13 protein-coding genes and 1 pseudogene are annotated in these 22,824 nt (G+C 68.8%); 12 read left to right on the top strand and 2 right to left on the bottom strand.

Going from position 1 to position 22,824, the window contains the following annotated elements; all coding sequences use genetic code 11:
- Positions 1-8: 8 nt before the first annotated feature.
- The 12 genes and pseudogenes from AB0D32_RS16265 to AB0D32_RS16210 all read left to right on the top strand — a co-directional run.
- Positions 9-1,814, top strand: coding sequence for a TraM recognition domain-containing protein (locus tag AB0D32_RS16265; RefSeq protein WP_357090289.1), 1,806 nt, complete (start codon positions 9-11; stop codon positions 1,812-1,814).
- Complete coding sequence (locus AB0D32_RS16260; protein ID WP_357090287.1) at positions 1,814-2,410, top strand: hypothetical protein; 597 nt, start codon at positions 1,814-1,816, stop codon at positions 2,408-2,410. Before AB0D32_RS16265 ends, AB0D32_RS16260 begins: the two co-directional genes overlap by 1 nt.
- Complete coding sequence (locus AB0D32_RS16255) at positions 2,407-2,667, top strand: hypothetical protein (protein WP_357090285.1); 261 nt, start codon at positions 2,407-2,409, stop codon at positions 2,665-2,667. Before AB0D32_RS16260 ends, AB0D32_RS16255 begins: the two co-directional genes overlap by 4 nt.
- On the top strand, positions 2,664-2,888 hold the full coding sequence (locus AB0D32_RS16250) for a hypothetical protein (RefSeq protein ID WP_357090283.1): 225 nt from the start codon (positions 2,664-2,666) through the stop codon (positions 2,886-2,888). The genes AB0D32_RS16255 and AB0D32_RS16250 overlap by 4 nt, the downstream gene beginning before the upstream one ends.
- Complete coding sequence (locus tag AB0D32_RS16245) at positions 2,885-3,388, top strand: hypothetical protein (protein WP_357090281.1); 504 nt, start codon at positions 2,885-2,887, stop codon at positions 3,386-3,388. Before AB0D32_RS16250 ends, AB0D32_RS16245 begins: the two co-directional genes overlap by 4 nt.
- Positions 3,385-4,464, top strand: coding sequence for a M23 family metallopeptidase (locus AB0D32_RS16240; RefSeq protein WP_357090279.1), 1,080 nt, complete (start codon positions 3,385-3,387; stop codon positions 4,462-4,464). The genes AB0D32_RS16245 and AB0D32_RS16240 overlap by 4 nt, the downstream gene beginning before the upstream one ends.
- A 195-nt stretch (positions 4,465-4,659) precedes the next feature.
- Positions 4,660-5,193: a MarR family transcriptional regulator gene (locus AB0D32_RS16235; RefSeq protein ID WP_357090277.1), complete on the top strand. Its 534-nt coding sequence runs from the start codon at positions 4,660-4,662 to the stop codon at positions 5,191-5,193.
- A gap of 310 nt (positions 5,194-5,503) precedes the next feature.
- A complete protein-coding gene (locus AB0D32_RS16230) occupies positions 5,504-6,832 on the top strand; it encodes an MFS transporter (RefSeq protein ID WP_357090275.1) in 1,329 nt (442 codons plus the stop codon).
- Positions 6,833-7,303: 471 nt separating this feature from the next.
- Positions 7,304-10,843, top strand: coding sequence for a helicase-related protein (locus AB0D32_RS16225; protein WP_357090273.1), 3,540 nt, complete (start codon positions 7,304-7,306; stop codon positions 10,841-10,843).
- An 84-nt stretch (positions 10,844-10,927) separates the two neighbouring features.
- The gene (locus tag AB0D32_RS16220; protein WP_357090270.1) at positions 10,928-13,714 is read left to right on the top strand and encodes a DUF1156 domain-containing protein; all 2,787 of its coding nucleotides are present in this window, start codon (positions 10,928-10,930) and stop codon (positions 13,712-13,714) included.
- A gap of 15 nt (positions 13,715-13,729) precedes the next feature.
- Positions 13,730-17,116 (top strand): Swt1 family HEPN domain-containing protein, encoded by a 3,387-nt coding sequence (locus AB0D32_RS16215; protein WP_357090268.1) that lies wholly within the window; start codon positions 13,730-13,732, stop codon positions 17,114-17,116.
- Between the two features lie 15 nt (positions 17,117-17,131).
- A pseudogene (locus tag AB0D32_RS16210) lies at positions 17,132-17,215 on the top strand (DUF5954 family protein); the annotation flags it as partial.
- Positions 17,216-17,318: 103 nt separating this feature from the next.
- Here the strand turns inward: AB0D32_RS16210 and AB0D32_RS16205 are convergent.
- Both AB0D32_RS16205 and mobF read right to left on the bottom strand, forming a co-directional pair.
- The gene (locus tag AB0D32_RS16205) at positions 17,319-18,395 is read right to left on the bottom strand and encodes a hypothetical protein (protein ID WP_357090266.1); all 1,077 of its coding nucleotides are present in this window, start codon (positions 18,393-18,395) and stop codon (positions 17,319-17,321) included.
- Positions 18,395-22,663, bottom strand: a complete 4,269-nt coding sequence (gene mobF / locus AB0D32_RS16200; protein WP_357090264.1) for a MobF family relaxase — start codon at positions 22,661-22,663, stop codon at positions 18,395-18,397. The genes AB0D32_RS16205 and mobF overlap by 1 nt, the downstream gene beginning before the upstream one ends.
- Between the last annotated feature and the right edge of the window lie 161 nt (positions 22,664-22,824).

Genomic DNA, 22,824 nt, shown 5'->3' with positions numbered 1-22,824 from the left:
AGCGCGGCATGCCCCGGGCTGACATCCTGGCGCGGCTGGCGCTGCTGGGCATTGCCGCGACGCTCGTCGTGCTGGGAACGATGACCCTGTGGCTGGCCGGACAACTCGGCGGGCTGCTTACCCATCTGTCGTGGCCGGACAGCACACCGGCGGATGCGCCCCGTATTGCCGTACGGATGATCGTCAACCGTGGCGATGCCGGTGCGGCGTGGCCGGCCGCAGCCCGCGCGGATCTGCCGCCGACCGGCCTGCTGTATTTGCTGTGGCTCGTGTTGTTCAGCACCACCGTCGTGGGCTTCACGGTGCCGGTGGTCCGGTTCGCCCAGCGGCGGGTGCAGCGGCGCGGGTTCGCCCGCCGCAAGGACCTCGACCAGGTCGTCACGGCGGCGGCGGTGCTGCGCCGCGTCGACGTTCTCCGCCCCGCCCTGATCGTGCAGGAGAGCGACCGGCCCGAGGTCGTGCAGACCAAGGTGCGCCGTCGCGCTGATCCGCTGGAGGTAGCGCGGCGCCTCGGCGAGCACGCGCTCACCGGCGAGCCGCTGTACCTGGCCAACGAGTACACCGAACTGCTCGCCGGCGCGGCCCGCTTCGCCGGTAAGACCAGCCGCTACGTGGTGCCTCGGGTCGCGGACGCCCGCGGCGCGGTCATCACCACCTCCACCCGCCTCGACGTCGCTGCCGTCACCTACGACCTGCGCGCGCAGGTCGGCCCGACGTGGATCTTCGAACCGCAGGGGCAGCTTCCCGGGGTTCCCCGGCTGCGGTGGTCACCGATCGAGGGCGCGGAGGATCCCGACATTGCTGCGTTGCGGGCGAAGGGGTTCGCCGCCGGCGCCGGCCTCAAGGCCGACGCCGAGAACGGCCAATACTTTCAGGACCAGGCCGCGTCCATCATCCGTGGCCTGCTCCACGCCGCCGCCCTCGACGAGAACACCACCCTGACCGATGTGGCCAGCTGGTCGGCCAACCCCAGCGATCCACGGGCGGAGCGGATTCTGCGCCATCACCAGCAGACGGTGTGGGCCGACCGGTTGGCGTTTCACCGCGAGGCCACCGGCCGCAGCCGCGACGCCATCCAGTCCGTCGTCTTCGGCGCCCTGGACGCGTTCAGCAACCCGCGGATCCTGCACGCCTGCTCCCCACCACGCGGGCAGCAGTTCCGGCCGGAGCCGTGGCTCGATGAGTCCGGCACCCTCTACCTGGTCGGCACCCGCAGCGGGCAGTCGCTGGTCGCGCCGCTGTTCGCCGCGATCGCCGAAGACATCATCTACCGCACCCTGCAACGCGCTTTGACCGCTGTGGGCGGCCGGGTCGAGCCGTGCCTGCACCTGGTCGGCGACGAGATCACCAACATCGCGCCCCTGCCGTCGCTACCCGAGCTGGTGTCCGAGGGCGGCGGGTCTGGTATCGCCCTGTCGCTGTGCTGCCAGAACACACACCAGTTGCAGCAGCGGTGGGGACGCGACGGCGGCCAGGCCCTGCGCGACGGCGTGAACGCCCGCTTCGTGATGGGCGGCATGCAGGACGTGTCCGCGCTCAAAGACGCGCAGTCGCTTCTTGGGCAGGTGCAGGAGGTGACGTCGGCGGCGTCCTGGGGCGGCGGGCGCGCCAGCGTGCAAGAGAACAGCCGTCGGGAAAACCTTCTCGACCTGGCAGAGCTGCGCACGCTGCCGGCCGGGCACGCCCTGGTGCTGCTCGGGAACATGCCTCCGGTCGAGGTGGTCCAGCCGGCGTGGTGGGAACGCCCGGACGCTGACCGGTTCCGCGCCGCGCAGGCCGCTTTCGCGGCCCGGCTGCAAGGGTGGCGCTCCTGATGGCACAGCGCACATTCCAGTTCGAGCTGCCGCAGCAGGCATCCGAGGAACAGCGGGCCCTTGCGGAGCTCGCCGAACTCATCGACACCCTGCGCGGCACCGTCGAGCAACTCGCCGAGGCGCACGTGGCCCTCGCCGAACGCATCGACGCCTCGGAAGGCGCTGGCGAGTGGGCGCCGACGGGTTACTGCTGGCGCGACTTGGACGCCGACGCCGCACGGCAGCTATGGGCGTGGCTGGCCGCGTGGACGCGGTGGCTCGTGGACCGCTACGGCCTGGCGCAGGACCTCGGGGCGTGCTGGCCGGCACATCCCGCTCTGGTGGAGGAGCTGACCGCGCTGAGCGTGTCCTGGCACCACGCCTACTCCGGCAAGGCCGACCCGGACGCGCCGGTGCGCTGGCACGAGGCGCTGCACCGCGCCCGGCACCGCTGGCAGGGCTGGGACATCACCCGCTGCCGGCACGGGCACCACACGCCCCGCAGCGGCGACACCGTCTGGTCGCAGCCGTGGCCCGACGACGCCGAGCGGGCCGTCACCGACGACATCGACGCCCGTCAGCGCGCGGCGCCGCAACCGGAAGGGAGGACGACATGACGCAACCAGCCGAGGTCACCAGCGTGTGGGACTGGCACCGCTTCGAAGCCGCGTTGCTCGGACTGCGCGAAGGCATCGACACGCTCCAGGACTACATCGCCGAGATTCACGACGCGCGTCACGACTGGCGCGACGACCACCAGGAGGACCAGCAGCGATGGACGGAACTCGACGAGATGACGCGGCGGGAGACGGAGCTGGACTTCGCCAGCGACGGACACCTCGACGGGAACTACACCCGCGACGTCGACGAATGAGCGGCACCGTGCGCCCCGCCAAGGCCCCGATGGCCCGCATCAACGCCGACTTGGAGCAGCTACGCCACGACATCGACGCCCTGGTCGACGTCGTGGCCCGTCACCCGCAAGCGCGCCCGCAACTCGTGGAGATCCACCACCAGGTGCGGCTGCTGGGACAGCACCTCAACACCGCCCTAGCCTCGCCCACCGAGCCCGTCCCACCCGAGGAGCCTCAGTGACACGACACCCCGTCAGGGCGGCCATCGCGGGGGTGGCCACCCTGCTACTCACCGCCTGCGCCGGGACCGGTCCGGCTCCCGCCGGCAGCGCACCTGCCATCGGCCCCACCGTCGAACCTGCGGTGCCAGCCGGGACGCTGCCCGCCGACCCTGACGGTGTCCTACCCGCCACACCCACCGCCGCCGATGCGGCGGCGGTGGACACCGCGATGCGGTTCGTGCGTGCCTGGGCCCGACCCAACCTGCCCGCCGACCGGTGGCTATCAGGCGTGCGTCCCTACGCCGTCTCCGCCTACGCGGACCTGCTGGCCACGGTGAATCCCGCCAACGTGCCCGCCACTGAGGTCATCGGCACCGGTCAGCCGATGGCGGCCACGGCGGAGTGGGTCGACGTCGACGCTCGCACCGACGCCGGGGTGCTGCGACTGCGGTGCGTGCGCAGCGGCGCCCGGTGGCTGGTCGCCACGGTGGGCCTCCGGCAGGAGACGGTGGCGCGGTGAACCGCGCACGGATCGGGCTCGGTGTGGCGCTCATCGCCGTCCTGCTGTTGTGCGGGCTGCCGGTGACGGTGGTGCTCACTGACGAGGCGCCGGCGGCGGCGTGCACCGCCACCGGACCGTCGCGCGCACCCACGAGCGAGGTAGGGGCGGTGGGGCGGTGGAATGCCGAGCAGGTGGGCAATGCCGCGCAGATCGTCGCCGTGGGACGGCAGCGTGGTGTGCCGGCCCGGGGGTGGGTCATCGCGGTGGCCACGGCGATGGTCGAGTCGAGCCTGCGTAACCTGCGCGGCGGTGACCGCGACTCCCTCGGCCTGTTCCAGCAGCGACCCAGCCAGGGATGGGGGACCCCGGCGCAGATCCTCGACCCGGTCTACGCCAGCGGGAAGTTCTACGACAAGCTCCAGCGCATCACCGGCTGGGAAACCCTGCCCCTGTCGGTTGCCGCCCAACGCGTACAGGTTTCCGCGTTCCCCGACCGCTACGGCCACTACGAGCACAACGCCGAGCAGGTCGTCGCCGCAGTCGCCGGTGTCGCGACGGTCGCTGAGCTACCCGGGGCCAGCCTCGCCACCTGCCCGGGCGGTCCGGTGACGGTGGCGGCGTCGGGGTGGACGGTGCCGTTGCGCGCGGCGGTGGGCAGCGGCTACGGGCCACGCGCCGGCCGGCTGCACGCCGGCGTGGACCTCAGCGTTCCCCGCAACACCGTCATCCGGGCGGCCAGCGCCGGGCAGGTGGTGTGGTCGGGCTGCGACCCGAGCACCGGCAACTGCGACATCGACGGTAGTCCGAGCACCCGGGGCTGCGGCTGGTACGTCGACCTCGTGCACGCCGGCGGCTACGGCACCCGCTACTGCCACCTGGTCCGCCGCCCCGATGTCACCGAGGGCGACACCGTGCAGGCCGGACAGCAGATCGGCCTGGTCGGCACCAGCGGCCACTCATCCGGCCCGCACCTGCACTTCCAAACCCATGAGGGCGCGTGCGCCGGATCGCGCTGCGACCTCAGTAACGCCAACTCCACCGACCCGGTGCCGTTCATGCGCCACCGCGGCGCGGCACTCGGCGAAAGGGGGTGAGGCACCGGCAGAAGACGACAGGCAAGCCATCAGCCACAGCACGGGGGGAAACACCATGTACGACGAGGATGAGGACATCGAGCGTCCGCGCCGGCCGGCACCGCAACCGCCGCCACCAGCGGACCGCGGCGGGCAGATCGGCCAGCGCCGCAACCGCAAGCCCCACCGGCGTGCGCCACGGTGCAGGTGGATGCGATGAACGCCGCCACCGACCGCCGGCCACGCCGCGTCGGCGGCGTCTACCGGCCGCCGGTCAACGCGGCGCGGATGCCGACGCCCCGGCCGGGTCCGCTGGCGCAACTGGTGCGCACCGCCAACACCGTGCGCGCCCAGATCGAACGCGACGTGCTGCGCGACGAAGGGTTGACGTGGACCACGTACGACGTGCTCGTGCTGGTCTGCGCCCGCCGGGCGGTGGAGACCCGCGCGGCGGCCGTCGAGGTCGGCATCGCCAAGGCCACCCTGACCCATGCTCTCGTGTCGCTCGTTGACCGAGGGCTGGTCCGCCGCGACCTTCACGAGGAGGACCGGCGGCGGGTGGTCTTGCGCCCGACCCAGGCCGGCGTGGACCTGGCCCGCCGTGTCCAAGGACATGTCGAAGCCGCACAAGCCCGGCTGTTCAGCGAGCCGGGCATGCCCTCGGAAGACAGCCTTGCCCGCGTCCTGCGGTCCCTCGCTACCCGCTCACAGCAGGACAGCACCACCGACGAGCCGGACGAAACCCGGTGACGGGTGTATCAGGGCAGCCCGGGGCACCGCCCTGTACATCGGGGCGGTGCTCCGGGCCGGCATCGCTGCTGGCCTGGGCCGTGACGCTGGCGCCGATACCGCCCGCCGCCGCGCGACCTGCCGGTCTCCAGGCCGGGCCGAAATCCGCCGCACGAGGCCGCGACGCGTCGCGGAGGTGGACGTTCAACCCCGCCGCATCCCGCCGAACTGATCGCCACCGATAGCGGTGACGTCCGCTGGTGGTCGTCGGCACTTCCTGGCCGGCGACCACCAGCGCCTCCTGTCCCGAGACCGGTAAAGGAGCCCTCTGGTGACATCCACTGTCGCACCTACCGAAGCCTCGGCAGCCAGCGTCGGTTGGCGCCTCGGTGCCCTCTACGGCCCGGCGGTCTACGGCGTCAGCGCCGCATCCGTCGCCGTGCCCGCCGCCGCTGATGGCCTCCACACCGCGCCGGCAACGGCCGTATGGATCCTGACCATCCACGCCCTGGGCCTCGGAGTAGGTGCCGCCGTCGCCGGCCGAGCCACCGACGTCTGGGGGCCACGACGCGTCCTCACCCTCGGGGCAGTGCTGCTCGCGGCCGGGACGATGCTCTGCGCCGTGGCGACCGCTCTCGCCGTAGCTGTCGCAGGCCGCGCACTGCTCGCCACCGGATCGGGAGCGATGACCGCGACCGCTCTCACCCTGGCCGCCGGTCAGCCGTCATCGCAGCGGCCGGCGGTGCTGGCCCGACTCGGCGCCGCAATGGCACTGTTCTCTGCCACCGCACCACTCGCCGGGGCCCTCGCCGTCGCCACGTCCTGGAAGACGCCGCTCATCCTGCCCGCCCTGTCGCTGACCGCTATACCCCTGTGCTGGCCGCTCGCCCAATCCCGCCCCGCGCTGCCGGGACGGGTCGACTGGACGGGGGCAGGCCTGTTGGTCCTTACCGCGGCGGGGCTGCTGCTGACTATTCAGTCCGCCACCCTGCACTTCCCACCGCTACCCACCCTGGGTCTGGTCACGGGCACCTGCGGGCTCGCGATCCTGCTCAACCGGCACCGCCGTCGGCACCCCGAGGGCTTCATCCCCGCCGTGACCAGCCAGCGACGGTTCATCCTCGCCGGCCTGGCCGGCGCTGGCATCTACGGCGGCCTGTTCGGCTGCGTGTTCGCCGTCCCGCAGATGCTCACCCACCTCGGATACACCGCCCAGAGCATCGGGTTGCTGATCCTGCCGGGCGCGATCGTGGCGGCGGCGACTGCCCGCCTTGCCGGCCACGCCACGGCTGATGTGACCCGACGGCGGGTGCTGCCTGCCACGAGCGCGCTGTTCAGCGCCAGCCTGCTGCTTGCCGCCTGGGACCAGCAGCCGGTAACGCTGATCTGCGCGGCAACTGCCGGGTTTGCTGCCTTCGCCATCGCCCAGACGACCCTGACCGCCGCGATCACGGCTCACATCGACTCTCGCCAACGAGGCGGGGCACTCGGCCCGCTGAATCTCATGTTCTTCATCGGGGGCGCGCTGGGCGCCGCGACGTGCTCGGCGTTGTGGCAGCCGTGGGGACTGCCTGCCGCCCTTGCCGCCATGGCCGCGCTACCAGCAATCAGCGCGGCAGCCGCACGTGCGGCGCTGTGCGAGTCACAGCGGGGGAGCTGAGCGGATGAGCGGTGGTGTGCGCCCTTGGGCAGGAGACGCCGCTGGCAGGCCGACGGCGCGCCCCTTCCGTAGCATCTTGTAGTCGATCAGTAACTGAAAATGGGGAGAGGTGTGAGCCATGGCAGCGCGGCAAAGGACCGCGAAGACGAGCACTGCCTCTGCGCATCGACGCCATGAGCACCTGGGGTGAGGGAAACTGGGGCGACAGCTACGACGGCCCAGCTGACCGGATGTGGCGCGCCTTGCGCGACCGCGGCCTACTCGACGGAACGGTCTCCGGCAGTGGCCCGCACGCCAAACTAGAGCCATACCGCGCCGTGGCTCCGTGGATTTTCGGCAACCCGCGCTGGTTGCCCTACTGCCTGCAGCCGCATGCACAGTGAGGAACGATCGCGCCGGTGGTAGGCAGCCGGTGTCGCATGGGCGACGTAGAGTCACCGGCATCTAGTCCGGTTAAGCCCGAGGATGTCGATGATCAGCGAGGACCCCATGTTTGATGCGATCACGCCTGGTGTGCGCGTCGTCGGCGTCGTTCCGGGCATGACGGTGACGGTGCTGGCCGTGCAGCCGATCGGCTCTGCGGCCGTGAAGGTCACCTACGAGTACGGGGATGGCCTGACGGGCCAGCGGTTGATCTACCCGGCCGATGCGGCTGCCCTGACGGTGGAGGAGTCACACATAGCCCGTCGGATGTTCGACGGGGATGGTTCGCTGTTCCGGCTTGCTGCTGAGGCGTTGCGGATACGGATGGCTGGCCAGTTCGATCCGATGTTGGCGGTGCACACCAGCGAGTTGGCGCCGCTGCCACATCAGATCAAGGCTGTCTACGGGGACCTGCTGCCGCGAACACCATTGCGGTTCCTGCTGGCTGATGACCCGGGCGCCGGGAAGACCATCATGGCGGGGCTCTACATCAAGGAGCTGATGCTGCGAGGCGACCTGGCTCGCTGCCTGGTGGTCGCCCCGGGTGGCCTGGTCGAGCAGTGGCAGGAGGAGCTGCTCGACAAGTTCGGCCTCCGGTTTGACCTGCTGACCCGGGACCTGGCCGAGGCGAACCTGGGCGGCACGGTGTTCGACCGGCATCCGCTGTTGATCGCCCGCATGGATCAGCTGTCGCGGTCTGAGGAGCTGACAGCCATCCTCGAGCGCAGTGAGTGGGACTTGGTGGTGGTCGACGAGGCGCACCGCATGTCGGCGCACTACTTCGGTCGGGAGCTGAAGACGACCCGCCGCTACGAGCTGGGCAGACTGCTGGGCCGGATCACGCGGCATCTCCTGCTGATGACCGCGACTCCGCACGCTGGTAAGGAAGAGGACTTCCAGCTGTTCATGGCGCTGCTGGACGCCGACCGTTTCGAGGGCCGCTACCGCGCGGGGGCCCACAACCTGGACACCACAGGGTTGATGCGCCGGATGGTGAAGGAGGAACTGCTCACCTTCGATGGCAAGCCGCTGTTTCCGCGGCGACGCGCCGAGACTGTCGCCTACCCGCTGTCGGGTATTGAGCAGGAGCTGTACGAGGCGGTCACCGCCTACGTGCGGCACGAGTGGAGCCGCGCGGACGCACTCAAACAGGCCGGTGAGGGCCGCCGCGGCAACACGGTTGGATTCGCCCTCACGGTGTTGCAGCGCCGACTCGCATCCAGCCCCGAGGCAATCCTGCGGTCATTGGAACGCCGCCGCAAACGGCTAGAAGATCGCAAGCAGGACCTCCAGTACGGGCCTGCGCCCGACCCGCTTGTGGCCCGGCGGTTCTCATCCCTGTTGGAGACCGACCGGGCCGAGGAGTTGGACACCGAACTCGACGAGCTCGACGCCCAAGAGCTGGAAAGCCTCGAAGAGGACGTGGTCGATGCGGCCACTGCCGCTCGTACTGTCGCCGAGTTGGACCACGAGATCGGCGTCTTGGCCGGCCTTGAAGTGTTGGCCCGCAAGGTGCGTCACTCCGGCGACGACCGCAAGTGGGCCGAGCTGCGCGACCTACTGCTCGACCCAACCGCGATGCGCGACAAAGCCGGCAGGCTCCGGAAGCTGATCATCTTTACCGAGCACCGCGACACCCTCACCTACCTCGTCGACCAGATCGGCACCCTGCTCGGCCAGCCCGATGCAGTGGTCGCGATCCACGGCGGCACGCGACGCGAGGAACGCCGCCGCATCCGAGAGGTCTTCACGCAGGACAAAGACTGCCTGGTCCTGGTGGCCACCGACGCCGCTGGCGAAGGTCTGAACCTGCAGCGCGCCCATCTGATGGTGAACTACGACCTGCCGTGGAACCCCAACCGCATCGAGCAGCGCTTCGGCCGGATCCACCGCATCGGCCAGACCGAGGCCTGCCACCTGTGGAACCTCATCGCCCAGGACACCCGCGAGGGCGATGTGTTTCTGCGCCTGTTCGCCAAGCTCGAAGAGCAGCGCAAGGCGCTGGGCAGCGACAAGGTCTTCGACGTCCTGGGGGAGGCCTTCGTCGGCCAGCCGCTACGCGAACTGCTGGTCGACGCCATCCGCTTCGGTGATCAGCCCAACACCCGGCAGTGGCTGCAAACCGTCATCGACTCACGAGTGGGGGAGGGGCTCAAAGACCTGCTCGCCGAGCGGGCGCTGCATCACGACCTGTTCGGCAAAGCCGACCTGGAAGCCGTACGCCGGCAGATGGAGGAAGCACAGGCTCGCCGGCTCCAACCGCACTTCATCGAAGCCTTCTTCACCCGCGCCTTCGCCGATCTCGGTGGGCGGATCAACCGGCGTGAGGCCGGCCGGTTTGAAATCACGAACGTGCCGGCGGCGCTGCGGGACCGCAGCCCCCGCAGCGGCCTCGGCGGGCCGGTACTGCGCCGCTACGAAAGGGTCTGCTTCGACCGCGATCAGACCCGCGTCGATGGCAAGCCCCGGGCTGACCTGCTCGCCCCCGGTCATCCGCTGCTCGACGCGCTCGTCGAGGCGACGATCGACCGCCACGGCGATTTGCTGCGCCGCGGCGCCGTCCTGGTCGACGAGCGCGACCCGAACGACCAGCCACGGCTGCTCGTCGCGCTGACCCAGCAGATCGTCGACGGGCACACCCCACCCGTGCCGGTCTCGGAACGCTTCGAGTTCGTCGAACTCACCCCCGACGGCACCGCCCGATCGGCTGGACCCGCCCCGTACCTGGACTACCGGGGTCTACGGGGATCGGAGCAGGCTCTGGTCGGCGACCTTCTATCGGCAGAGTGGCTGGCCGCCGGCGCGGAAGACCTGGCCACCGCGTGGGCAGTCGAGCATGGCATGGCCACTCACCTCGCTGAGGTCCGTGACCGCGTCGGACTCCTGGTCAAACGCACCAGAAGCCAGGTCAATCAGCGACTCATCCAGGAGATCAACTACTGGTACGGGGAGGAAGCAGCACTCGCTGCCGCAGTGCAGGCCGGCAAACGGGTACGGATGCGGCCCGAAACGGCCCGGCGGCGGGCCGAAGACCTCGAACGACGGCTGGAACGCCGCTTGGCGGAGCTTGACCGCGAGGAAGCTCTCGCACCCCAGCCGCCACTGCTGGCCGGCGCGGCGCTCGTCGTCCCGCAAGGCCTCCTCGACAAACTGGCTGGGGCCGCGGCGGCGGCGGTCGCATCGCACGCCACCGACACCACCATCGTTGAACGCCGCGCCGTCAACGCCGTGCTCGCCGCCGAGCGCGCCCTCCGCCGTGCCCCGCGAGAGATGCCGCACAACAACCCCGGCTACGACATCCAATCCCGGTCCCAGGACGCCGACGGCCGCATCGACATCGAAGTGAAGGGCCGGGTGACCGGCGCCACGGACTTCTTCGTCACTCGCACCGAGGTCTTCCACGCGAAGAACGTCGGCCACGCCTACCGCCTTGCCCTGGTCGAGGTCGACCTCGACCATGGCCCAGCCCACGATCAGGTCCGCTACCTGGCCAACCCCTTCCTCCGCACCGAGTTCGGCGACTTCGAGTCGACCGGTGTGACCGGCAAATGGGCAGATATGTGGGCGAAGGGTGAGGAACCGTGGTGAAACACCATGTGGTGTGGGCCGATGCTGCGGCCGAAGCGCTAGGCGAGACAATGACTAGGCCGTCGGGCTGGTGGGGAGTGTGTCGTGACTGAGGTGCGTAAACGCAAGCTAATCGAGGTGGCGTTGCCCCTAGAGGCAATCAACGCTGCTGGTAAGGCCGAAAAGGATCGTAAGGTTGGGAAGCCGCAGCAGGTTCACCACTGGTGGGCGCGGCGGCCGATCGTTGTTAGCCGTGCCGTCCTCTTCTCCCAGCTCGTCGATGACCCGTCCTCACGCCCGGATGAATTTCCAACTGATGAGGCGCAGGCCGCCGAACGCAAGCGGCTTTTCGGCATCATCGAGCGGCTCGTCGTATGGGACAACGCCAATAACCAGCCGCTGCTCGATGAGGCGCGGACGGAGATCTGGAAGTCCTGCGGCGGCACGCCGCCACCCATTCTCGATCCGTTTGCAGGTGGCGGATCTATTCCGCTCGAAGCGCAGCGGCTCGGCCTGGAGGCCCATGCCTCGGACCTTAACCCGGTTGCCGTCCTCATCAACAAGGCTCTCATCGAAATTCCGCCTAAGTGGGCTGGTAAGCCGCCATTCTTCCCCGGCGCAGCCGAATCGCAAATACATAGCTGGCCCAGAGCGACCGGACTCGCTGAAGATGTCCGTCGATACGGCGGGTGGATGCGTGACCAAGCTGAACAGCGAATCGGTCATCTGTACCCGAAGGTGAAGCTGCCTGACGGTTCCAAGACGCCGGTCATAGCCTGGATCTGGGCACGCACCGTCCGCTGCCGCAACCCTGCTTGCGGAATCCCTATGCCGCTGGTGCGGTCATGGTGGCTGAGTAAGAAGAAGGGCAGAGAAGCTTACGTCGTTCCCGCCGTCGAAGGCGGTCGTGTGGTCTTCACGATTGGCCACGATCTGAGAAACGCGCCCACCAAGAGCGCTGACGGCACTGTTTCACGTACCGGTGCCGTCTGCATAGGTTGCGGGGATCCGGTGCCGTTGGCCTACGTGAGAGCCGAGGGTAAGGCAGGTCGAATTGGCTCACAGCTCATGGCAATCGTCGCAGAGGGCGATCGACGCCGGATTTATCTGCCACCCAATGACGAGCATGCCCAAGCTGGTGAAGTTCCGCGTCCAGCCGACGTGCCTGAGACGAACCTGCCGGAGCAGGCCCTCGGCTTCCGAGTCCAAGGTTACGGCATAACGCGGCACGCCGATTTGTACACCAACCGCCAGCTCACGGCCATGGCGACATACAGTGATCTTGTGCAGGAGGTTCGTGAACGGGTTCTGCAAGATGTCGCTGCAGCGGATGTGCTTGCCGGCGAATCGCTTGAAGCCGGCGGGGTAGGTGGGGGCGCTTACGCCAGTGCCGTGGCCACCTATCTCGCACTTGCTGTTTCTCGCCTCGCGGACTGGAGTAACAGCCTCTGCCGCTGGGAGAACAAGGGGGAGGTGTCACAGCAACTGTTCGGGAAGCAGACCATCTCTATGGTGTGGGACTTCTCGGAAGCAAATGTCACCGGTCATAGCTCGGGTTCTTTTGATGCCTGTGTAACCAATGTGGCTCGCGCCCTAGAGAAACTGTCTGGTGCGGTGCCCGCTTCTGTCTACCAGGCCGATGCTAGTACGGCCCATCGCGGCAATCACAGCCTTTGCGTCGCCACAGATCCCCCCTACTATGACAACATCGGTTACGCGGATCTCTCGGATGTATTCTACGTATGGCTTCGCCGGAGTGTTGGGCACATCTTCCCCAACCTCTTCGCGACGCTCCTGACGCCTAAGTCGGCCGAACTTGTGGCCGACCCGGGACGCAGCGGAGCAGAGTCGGCTCAAGTCTTCGAGGCTCGATTTGTTGAGGTCTTCCGCAGGCTGGCTGACGCTCAAGCTCACGGAATACCCATGACCGTAGTCTATGCATTCAAGCAATCCGAGACCGACACGGTTTCTGGTGAGGTGGCGTCAACCGGGTGGGAGACGATGTTGGAGGCCTTGATCAAGGCCGGGCTCAGCGTGACTGCAACGTGGCCAATGCGGACTGAGATGTCGTCTCGTATGCGTGGCATGGAAAGTAACGCGTTGGCGTCCTCGATTGTGCTGGCATGCCGTGCGCGACCGGAGGCGGCTAGGACCACTGATCGGCGTGGTCTTATCGCGGCTTTGCGGAGCCAGTTGCCCGGAGCGTTGCGGGAGTTGCAGCAGGGCAGCATCGCTCCGGTTGATCTGGCTCAGGCGGCGATCGGACCGGGCATGGGAATCTTCAGCTCCTATGCCCATGTAGCGGAGCCCGACGGATCGCAGATGCGGGTGCGTACGGCGCTTGCTTTGATTAACCAGGTTCTGGCAGAGGTGCTGACCGAGCAGGAGGGTGACCTCGATGGTGACAGCCGGTTCGCGCTGAAATGGTTCGAGCAGCACGGCTGGGATGAGGGGCAGTTCGGTAGCGCCGAGACCCTCGCCAAGGCAATGAACACGTCCGTCGCGGGCATGGAACGAGCAGGTGTGCTTCGGGCTCGGGCCGGCAAGGTAAAGCTGATTGCCCCAGAGGATTTGCTCGACACCTATGATCCGGCACGGGACGAGCGGGTGACGGTCTGGGAGATTGTGGCTCACCTCCTACGACGTCTGGAGGACCGCGGGGTCGATGCCGCAGCGCAGTTCATGCTTGAAGCCCAGGCACACGTGGACATGGATGCGGTCAAGGAGCTGGGCTACCTGCTCTACTCGATCTGCGACAAGCAGGGCTGGGCGCCGCAGGCGCTGCGGTTCAACAACCTGGTTACCTCCTGGTCCGATGTAGACAGGGCTGCCCGTACCGTATCCGCATCGCGTCCCGTGCAGGGCGCGTTCGACTTCGGCGTTGACGAGTAGCGGGGGAGCGGACGGATGGCGATCAGCAACCGGGACCGGGTCGGCCGGGCCTTGGAGATGTTTGCGGCCGGCGCGGCCCCGTTCGTGGACCGTCACATGGCCGCCGCCGCAGGCGACAGCCCGGTGGACTGGCTGGAACTGCTGGCCCGGCGGGACGAGCAGAAGTTCGGTAAGCGGCCCGAGCTTTCGAAGAGTGACCCATCGTTGCTGCTGCGTCTGCTGACCGAGGAGTGGCGCGTCTTTAAGGACTCCCTGTCGCGTACGGAGCAGAGCTACGCCAGCGAGCTGCGCGATGTGCGGAATCGGTGGGCGCACCACGGCAATTTCGGCAGCGATGACACCTATCGGGCTTTGGACACGATCGGACGGCTGCTCACCGCGATGGGGGCGGTGGGGGAGGCCGAGGAGGTCCGGAAGTCGAAGGTGGAGCACCAGCGGCTGGTGCACGAAAAGGAGACCCAGCGGGTCGTCCGTAGCAGCTCCGCCCAGCTCGTCGAGGGTATGGGGCTCAAGGCGTGGCGGGACGTCATCACCCCCCACCGGGACGTTCGAGAAGGGAATTTTCACTCAGCCGAGTTCGCCGCGGACCTGCACAACGTGGCGCTGGGTGACGCCGAGTCGGATGAATATGGCGAACCGGTCGAGTTCTTCCGTCGTACCTACCTGACAGAGGGCCTGCGCGATCTGCTGTCGCGGGCCGTACGACGGGTCTCCGGTGACGGCAACGCTTCCCCCGTGGTCAACCTGCAGACCAGCTTCGGTGGCGGCAAGACCCACTCGATGCTGGCGCTGTACCACATCTTCTCCGGACTGGGCCTCACCTCGTACCCCCAGGAGGTCCAGGAGTTGCTGGCCGGCACGGACCTCGCCGCCTTGGGCCCGCGGGTGCGTCGAGTGGTGCTCGTCGGCAATCACCTGCACGCCTACGGCTTGGAGCCGAAAGAGGACGGCACCAAGATCAATACAATGTGGGGTGAGCTGGCCTGGCAGTTGGGGGGACGGGAGGCATACGACCGGATCGCCGCCGCGGACGTGGAGCGCACGAATCCAGGTGCGGCGTTGACCAAGCTAATCCGCGAGTACGCCCCATGCGTGATCCTCATCGACGAGTGGGTCGCCTACGCCCGGCTGCTGTATGGCCGCGACGATCTCGCTGGTGGCAGCTTCTCGACCCAGTTCACCTTCGCGCAGACGTTGACCGAGGCGGTCAAGGCGGTGCCCGGAGCGCTGCTGGTCGTGTCGATTCCAGCGTCCAGCGACGCCGACCCCAAGCGTGGCGGCACCGGCGGGGCGGAGCTGGAGGTCGGTGGAGTTAACGGCCAGCAGGCGCTGGCTCAGCTGCAGCATGTCGTGCGCCGAGTCGCCGACCAGTGGCGGCCAGCCACCGCGCAGGAGTCGTTCGAGATTGTGCGCCGGCGGCTGTTTGAGGCCCCAAGCGGTGATGGCGTGCGTGACATCGCCGCGGTGGCGAGGCAGTTCACGCAGTTCTACCACCAGCACAAGGGCGAGTTTCCCAGCGGCTGTTCTGAGCCCGACTACGAGGCCCGGATCCGCGCCGCCTACCCGGTGCATCCGGAACTGTTCGACCGGCTCTACAACGACTGGTCAACCCTGGAGAAGTTCCAGCGCACCCGCGGCGTGCTGCGAATGCTGTCCAAGGTTGTGCACGCGCTGTGGGTCTCCGGCGACGCCGCTCCGCTGATCATGACCGGCAGCATCCCACTGGACGTCACCGACGCCCGCGACGAGATCACCCAGTACCTGGAAGACTCCTGGAAAACGATCATCGACGCCGACGTCGACGGACCTGGGGCCAGCCCCGCAGCAGTCGACGCCAGCCGGTCGGTGTTCGGGCAGAGGGCGCTGACCCGCCGGATCGCCCGCACCATCTTCATGGGATCGGCGCCCACACTGGGCAGCGCCCACAAAGGCATTGAGCAGCAGCGCGTCTGGCTGGGCGTGGCCGTGCCCGGCGACCAAGTCGGCAACTTCGGTTCTGCCCTGCACCTGCTCGGCGACCGCGCAACCTACCTCTACAACGACGGCGGCCGTTGGTGGTACGACCTGCAGGAATCGGTGCTGCGCTCGGCGCGGGACCACGCTGACCGGCTGCGGGACCGGCCCGAGGAGGTCTGGGCCGAGATCAGCCGCCGGGTGCGGGCCACCGAGCCGAAGACGCCTGGTGACTTCGTCGCGGTACATGCCGTGCCCGAGTCCACTGGCGACGTCCGCGACGATCCCGAAGCGCGTTTGGTGATGCTGCATCCGCAGTACCCGCACGCGCGAGGCGACGAGAATTCGGCGGCGTTCGGCTTCGCCCGCCGAACGTTGGACGAGCGCGGGTCCTCCCAGCGCCGCAACCGCAACATGCTGGTCTTCCTGGCGCCGGACCGCAAACGGTTGGAGGAGCTTGAGGAGGCGGTCCGGCAGTACCTGGCTTGGGATGTAATCGCCGGATCGGTGGTGGAGCGCAACCTCACCCCGGACCAGGCCAAGCAGGCCAAGTCTCGTCGGGATGACGCCGACCGTGCCGTCAGCCTGCGCATCCCGGAGACCTACACGTGGGCGCTCGTGCCGGTGCAGCCCGATGCAACCAAGCCCATCGAATGGGAGGTCGTCCGCGCCGAAGGCTCCGACGCTCGGTTGGGCGTACGGACCAGCGCGAAACTGCATCAGTCCGACCTGCTGCGGGTGGTTCATGGCCCGGCCAACATCCGCCGCGACCTGGAGCAGAAGCTTGACCGGCTGTGGGCAGCCGGGCACGTCAGCGTTGGCGAACTGTGGTCCCTGTACTGCCGGTACCCCTACCTAGCACGGTTGAAGAACCGGCAGGTGCTCGATGAGGGCATCCGGGCCGGGATGAACGAGATTGCCTGGAACGTGGTCGGGTTCGCCCTGGCCACCGGCTACAACGAGGACACCGGCCGGTACGAAGATCTGGCCCTGCCTCACGAAGACAGCTTCGGTCAGATCATCGACACGACCCTTGTTGTCGATGCCGCGCGGGCCCGGTCGCAGCGCGACCTGGAAACCACCGAGCGAGAGGCGGCTGAGGCAGCCGAGGCCGGCCACCCAGTCGAGGTCGTGGCGCCGGGAGTGATCGCCCCCGTCCAGCACATTAAGCCAGAGGTTAAGGCTCCGACGCAGGCCGAGCCGGCTCGACCGACGCGGTTTTTCGGCGTCTACAAGGTAGACCCAAACCCGGTTCGCCGTATGAAACTGCTCACCGACCTCGACCGCGAAGTGCTTCAACACCTCGCAGCCGATCCTGACGTCGAACTGAGCATCGAAGTGGAGATCACCGCTACCAAGCGGACGGGTTTCGCCGAGGACAAGATTCGGACCGTTGGCGAGAACGCGAAGTCACTAAAGTTTGAGCAAGCCGACTTCGAGGAGAACTGATGGGGCAGCCGCTTCCGGGTGACTCGCATCGAAACCCTGCTGCGGATGTCCATGGGTGGTCCGGAAGGACCACGCCCGTCGGATCCCGATCCGGAGTAGCAGCCGGCGGCTGACCTATAGCCTCGCCACATGCGTTGCGTGCAGACAGGGCTCGGGCGCGGCGTCGTTGTCCGTGAGGTGCCGGAGGCATGTACGGACGGTTTTACTCTGCGATGTCGGGCTGAGTGGCAGGCTGGGCGTCGTCGTGGAGATCAGGGCGTGGTCGGGGAGCAGCCGCCTGGTTGGGCGTCGCGTCGGATGTCCCGGCTGCTCGTGGGAGCATTTGGTCGACCGTTTTGCTGAGCTGTTCCACGCGTTCGGCGATGTGCAGTACGTAGCCGAGTACCTCACGGGTCAGATGGTCGGAGGCTGGTGTTCTGGCCTGGTCGGCTTGGGCGACGAGGCTTTGCAGGATGGCGCCGGCGTGGTGTGGTTCGGGGCTGGCAGAGTACACTGTTGGCGAGGACATGGCCTGGGCACTTTGGCTCAGGTTGTGGGGGTCGCGTTCGCCTTCTGGTGGAGCGGCCCCTCTCTCGTTGAGGTGGAGTTCCGCGCCGGTTGTTGCTTCGAGGACGGTGGCCACATCGGCGATGCGGTTCCACCACTGGGGTTCGTCGGCGCGGATCGCGCGGCCCGCGGACCAGGCCACGGAGTCGGCCATCCAGAGTCCGGGGTCGTTGCGGCCGTCGACATGGATGAGGCGCATGCGGTGACTGATGGCGCCCTGGTCGAGTAGCCGCCGGTAGGCGCGAATGTCGTTGCGGTCGGTGTGGGGAAGGCGGCTGCCGACATTGCGGGCTTGCTGCCACTCCACAGGGCTGGCGCGGCTTTCTAGGTAGACGTCTCGGACTCGCTGGCTGTTGAGGTAGCGCAGGAGTCGTTCCAGGCTGACTTGCCGGGCGTGTTCGCGTTGGCCTTCAAGTTGGGCGCGGGCGTGTTGCGGGCTGGGTGGTGGAAGGTCCCTGGTGCCTGCGTTGAGGGGTACCTGCGCGGAGACGACGGACCAGCCGGCGTGTTCGGCGACGACGTCGAGCATTGTCTCGATGGTGCCGACGTGCCCGCGGTGGTAGAGGACGCTGGAGTGGTAGCCGTCGTGGATTCCGGCGGCGGCGCTGGCGGCGGTTTCGGCGGCGGGGACGTCGTCGTGGTCGATGATGACGGCGGCCATGAGGTAGGCGCCGGGGCTGCCGCGTTGTTGCAGCCAGGACTCGTCGACGAACGCGGTTGGGTGAGTGGGCATCAGTCGAGCTCCGTTGTCTTGGCGACCGTCTGGTCGGGTGTGGGGCTGACGCGGTGGCGGGCGGCGTCGGCCTGGTGGGTGAGGTGTGCGGTGACGGGTGCGGTGTGGGGTTGTGGGCGGGTGTGGTCGATGGCGCGGACGCGGGCGGTGGTGGCGGTGACGGCGTCGGCGAGGTTGGCGCGGCGGGTCGCGGCGCGGCGGGTTTGTTCGGCGGCGGCGGCGAGTCCGGCGTAGCGGGTGGGCAGGGCGTTGGTGTACCAGCGCTGCCATTCGCTGTGGTGGGCTTCGAGGTGGGTGACGCGTTCGCGGCGTTGGTCGATGCCGGTGCTGAGGGTGGCGAGTTTCGCGCTCAAGTTGGCGTGGTGGCCGGCTGCGGCGGCGGCGCGCTGGTGTGCTTCCTGCTGGGCGGCGAGTATCCGGGCGCGGGAGGGGCCGCGTTGCCACCAGCGGGGTTGCTGGTGTTGGGCGTGGGTGGCGGCGCATTGGCCGGCGGTGGTGATGGCGGTGAGGAGCAGGGTGAGGTCGTGGTGGCGGTGCTCGGCGTCGGTGAGGTCGAGGTGCGCGTCACGGAGTTGGTCGGCGACGTAGGTCGGCGCGGTGGCGTCGATGGTCTGCTGCGCGGTGATGAGTTGCGCGAGTTCCGTGTTGTCGGTGGTGGTGAGGTGGCCGGCGAGGGTGGCGGCGCCGAGCGCGACGCGGGCGCGGTGCCAGGCGTTCCACCGCGAGATGTCACTGGTGGGGGGTTCGGCCCCGATGGGGTGGGCGCTGGTGAGCTGGTAGCGGTCTCGGTAGGTGACGACGATTTCGGCGCGGGCGAGCCACTGGTCGCGGCCCGCCTCGTCTCGGGGAACGGCGCCGAGGGCGTGGGTCCAGGCGGGTTGGTGCTCGGCGGCGAGGTCGGCCAGTGCGGTGACGCGGCGGTCGCAGATGGCGGCGACCTGGCGTAGGGCGTCTCCGATGTCGCCGGTGAGGTCGGCGGGCAGGCGGTCGGTGTAGGACGCGGCGAGTGCCGGGGTGGTGGCGATGGTGGGGTCGGCGGTGGCGCGGTTGGTGAGGCGGTCGATGCGCCAGGACAGCACGGCGGCGATGTCGTCGGCGGAGTCGATTTCCCGGGGCCGGATCGCGCGGCGCAGCACGTCGGCGGGGTTGTGGCCGGCTTCGCGCAGGGTGGTGAGTCGGGCGATGAGTGCCGGCAGCGCGAGGTCGCGGGCGAGCCGGTCAGCCGTCGTTTGTCCGCTGATGCGGGCGACGGTGGCGAGGTATTCGGGGATGCGTGCGCGGGCGGACAGGTCGTCGTAGATGGGTGTCCAGGTGTGCAGGGCGTCGACGTCGGCCCAGAGTTGGTGTTCGGTTTCGGTGGCGGAGCGGTCGGGGGTGGCGCGGCGCATGATGTCGGCCAGGACGGCGATGCGGGCGGTGGGCGGCTGAGGTGGGGTGCCTTCGCGGGGGTGGTCGTCGGTGACGACGTACGCCTCGTTGAGGGTGTGGCCGCGGGTGAGCATGACGTACAGCCGGGCCAGGGTGGTGCTGTCGTCGACGAGCGCGCGGGCGGTGTGCACGTTCTGCCCTTGGACGGAGTCGACGGTGAGGGCGTAGGCGAGCTGCACGTGCCGCGCAACGTACGGGGCGGGCAGGACGGCGTTTGCATCGGTGCGCAGGTTGGTGACCCGCAGCCGCCCGTCGCGGGTGACGGCGTCGATGCGCCACTGGTCGCGGTTGGCGACGAACGCGCCGCCGGCGCCGAGGCGACGGTCGTTGCGTCGGGTGACGACGATGTCGCCGACACTGGCCTCGTTGCCGTCGCGTAGGCGTACGGCCGGGCCGGCGCGGACGAGGCCGGCGCGCAGGAGGATGTCGCGGGCGCGGCGGGCGATGTCGGCGGCTTCGTCTCCGGTCTCGACGAGCATCATGCTGGGGTGTCCGGTGGCCATGTCGGCGGCCCACCGGTCCAGCATCTGGCCGATGAGCAGGGTGCGGTGCCCGCAGTGGAGCCGGCCGCGGCGGTCGTATTCGTGCAGGACGGTGAGGTCGCCGGTGCGCAGCCGCAGCGACGCCGATCCTTCCCACGGCTGAGCGAACCGGTGGACCTGGGTGAGGTGGGTGGTGGCACCGAGACTGTCGAGGTAGCGGAACAGCCCGCCGGGCCCGACGGCGGAGATCTGCGCGGGGTCACCGACGAGGATGAGCCGGCCGCCGACGGCGTCGAGTTGGGTGACGAGTCGGGCGAGGTCGTGGCTGGACACCTGCGACGCCTCGTCGATGATGACCCACTGCCCGGCTGCGAAGCGCCAGTCGGCGGCGCGCGTGCCGGGCGGCGGCCGGTCGTGGGAGTGCAGCCACCGGGCGATGTTCTCGGTCCGCAGCATCGTGCCGTCGGGCTGGCGGGTGGCGTCGGCGAGCAGCTGCGCGGCGGACTGTCCCACGGTGAGGCCGATCACCGGCACACCGGTGTGCTGGGCGGCGGCGACGACGGCGCGCTGGAGGTAGGTCTTGCCGGTGCCGGCGGGCCCGACGACGCCGGTGACGCGCCGGTCATCGCCGACGAGGAAGCGCAGCGCGGCGGCCTTCTCCGGCGACAGCCGGAAGGCGGCGGTGGCCGCGTCAATCGCGGTGTCGGGGGCGGGGCGGGCGCTGCGGCGGCCGGCGTAGGTGATGACTTCTTTCTCGGCGGCGAGGACGGCGTGGGTGGTCATCTGCAGGTCGCGGTGGCGGGTGTACTCGCTGTGCTGGTCGCTGGCGCGCAGCAGCGTCGGTCCCCACTGCACGAGGGCGGGCGGTGTCAGCACCCGCAGCCCGCCCAGGTTCTTGGCGATGGCCTCACCGGCGAGGGTTTGCACGCGCTGCCAGTCCGCCATCGGCGAGGTGCCGGGAGTGATGTCGAGGACCCGGCCGATGGCCAGTTCGAGGTGTTCGCGGCCGAACACGGCCCGCTCGCGGCCGAGGGTGTGCACGGCGCGGGCGAGCGCCAAGCCCACGTCGGCGCGTATGGCCGCGTCAACGACGCGGTCACGTTCAGGCCCGGTAATTCGCAGTTCGTCGGCGGCCGTGCGCAGCGCTTCCTCGTCCACACCGGCCGGGTGCAGCCGGCGGGCGCGGTGAAGGACGCGCCGCGCTGCGTCGGCGGTGTCGTCGTGCACATTGCCGGTGAGAACCCGCCGTACCTGACCCGGGGTGTCGATGCCGGCCGCGCGGTCCTCGGCCTGCCACCGCTGCACGGCCTGGTCGGTGGACTCCGCGCCCTTGGCCGGGCGGCGGGTCCGCAGGGTCGCGTCCTGGGCGCGTCGACGCCACTGTGCCGCCGGCGAACGTGCCGGTGGTCCGGTGCGGTCGACACGGCGGTCCATCTCCTCGGTGATGGCGGCGCGCCGCTTGCTGTAGTGGCGCAGGGACGCCTCGCTGATGCCGACGATCTCGCGGATCCCGGAGTCCGTGCGGGCGGCGAAGGTGACGCCGCGGCGCTGGTGCAGTTCGAGTTCCACGGCGCGTTCGTAGGCGACCCGCGCGCCGACGGTCGCGCGGTAGAACGCACGCCCGTCCAACGCCAACCACTGCGCCTCGCCGTTTCTGTCGACTGTCTTGACCTTCGCGGAGACGACGATGTGTGAGTGCAGCTGCGGGTCGCGTTCGCGGCTCATGCGGTGGTCGAAGACCAGCGCGGCGAGCCCTTGGGTGTCGAGTTGGCGGACTCCGCCGGCGCCGGTTCGGGTGAAGGCTCCGTGCCGCTGGAGGTGATCGAGCAGCGCGCGCACGCCAGCGTGGTGAGCGGCCATGACATCGTGCTTGACGGTGTCGTCGCCGAAGGCCCACAGCAGCGACACGCTGTTTACCGGAGACGCGGTGACGTCGTAGGCGGAAACGGCCCGCCGCTCAGGGGCGTTCATAATGTCGTGCCACACCTTGTCGCGCTGTTCCACGGTGGCGTCTTCGGGCAGGTGTGCCAGTGCGCGGCGTACCGCTTCGTCGCGGTATTCGTCGGTCATCGGCGCGTAGATGCGCCATTTCTGGCCGAGCTGGAGGCCCGTCGTGGGATGCCGTCCCTGACCGATCAGATTGCGCATCTGCTTCTCGAAGACCCAGCCGCGCACGCCGAGCACAGTGGCGCCATTGCCCGCCCACCAGCCGGGGCTCTCACCCCGTGCGGCATGGTTCATGTAGTAGGGCGTCGGGCCCTTGTCATGCAAGGGCCGCAGGTCGTGGCGGCCGGCGGCGACCTGCTCCATGACGTAGCGGTAACCATCACCGGGCGAGATGCGCGTGATGGTCAACATGATCCGACCGTAGAAGATCAACTACAGATATGGGAGTCGAGAATGCAAGGGGGTGTATCCCCTGTAAGTGTGCAAGGGGCGAGGGAGAGAGGGTCTAGGCAGGCCAGCCATGCTGTGGCCAAAACTGAACGGTGGTGACGAGAAGATGCGGAATTGTGGCT

Origin of the sequence: Micromonospora sp. NPDC048170 (genome assembly GCF_040652795.1) — a bacterium.
Taxonomy (GTDB): Bacteria; Actinomycetota; Actinomycetes; order Mycobacteriales; family Micromonosporaceae; genus Micromonospora.
Note: the sequence above shows the minus strand (reverse complement) of the source record. Positions and strands in the feature narration are given on the sequence as shown.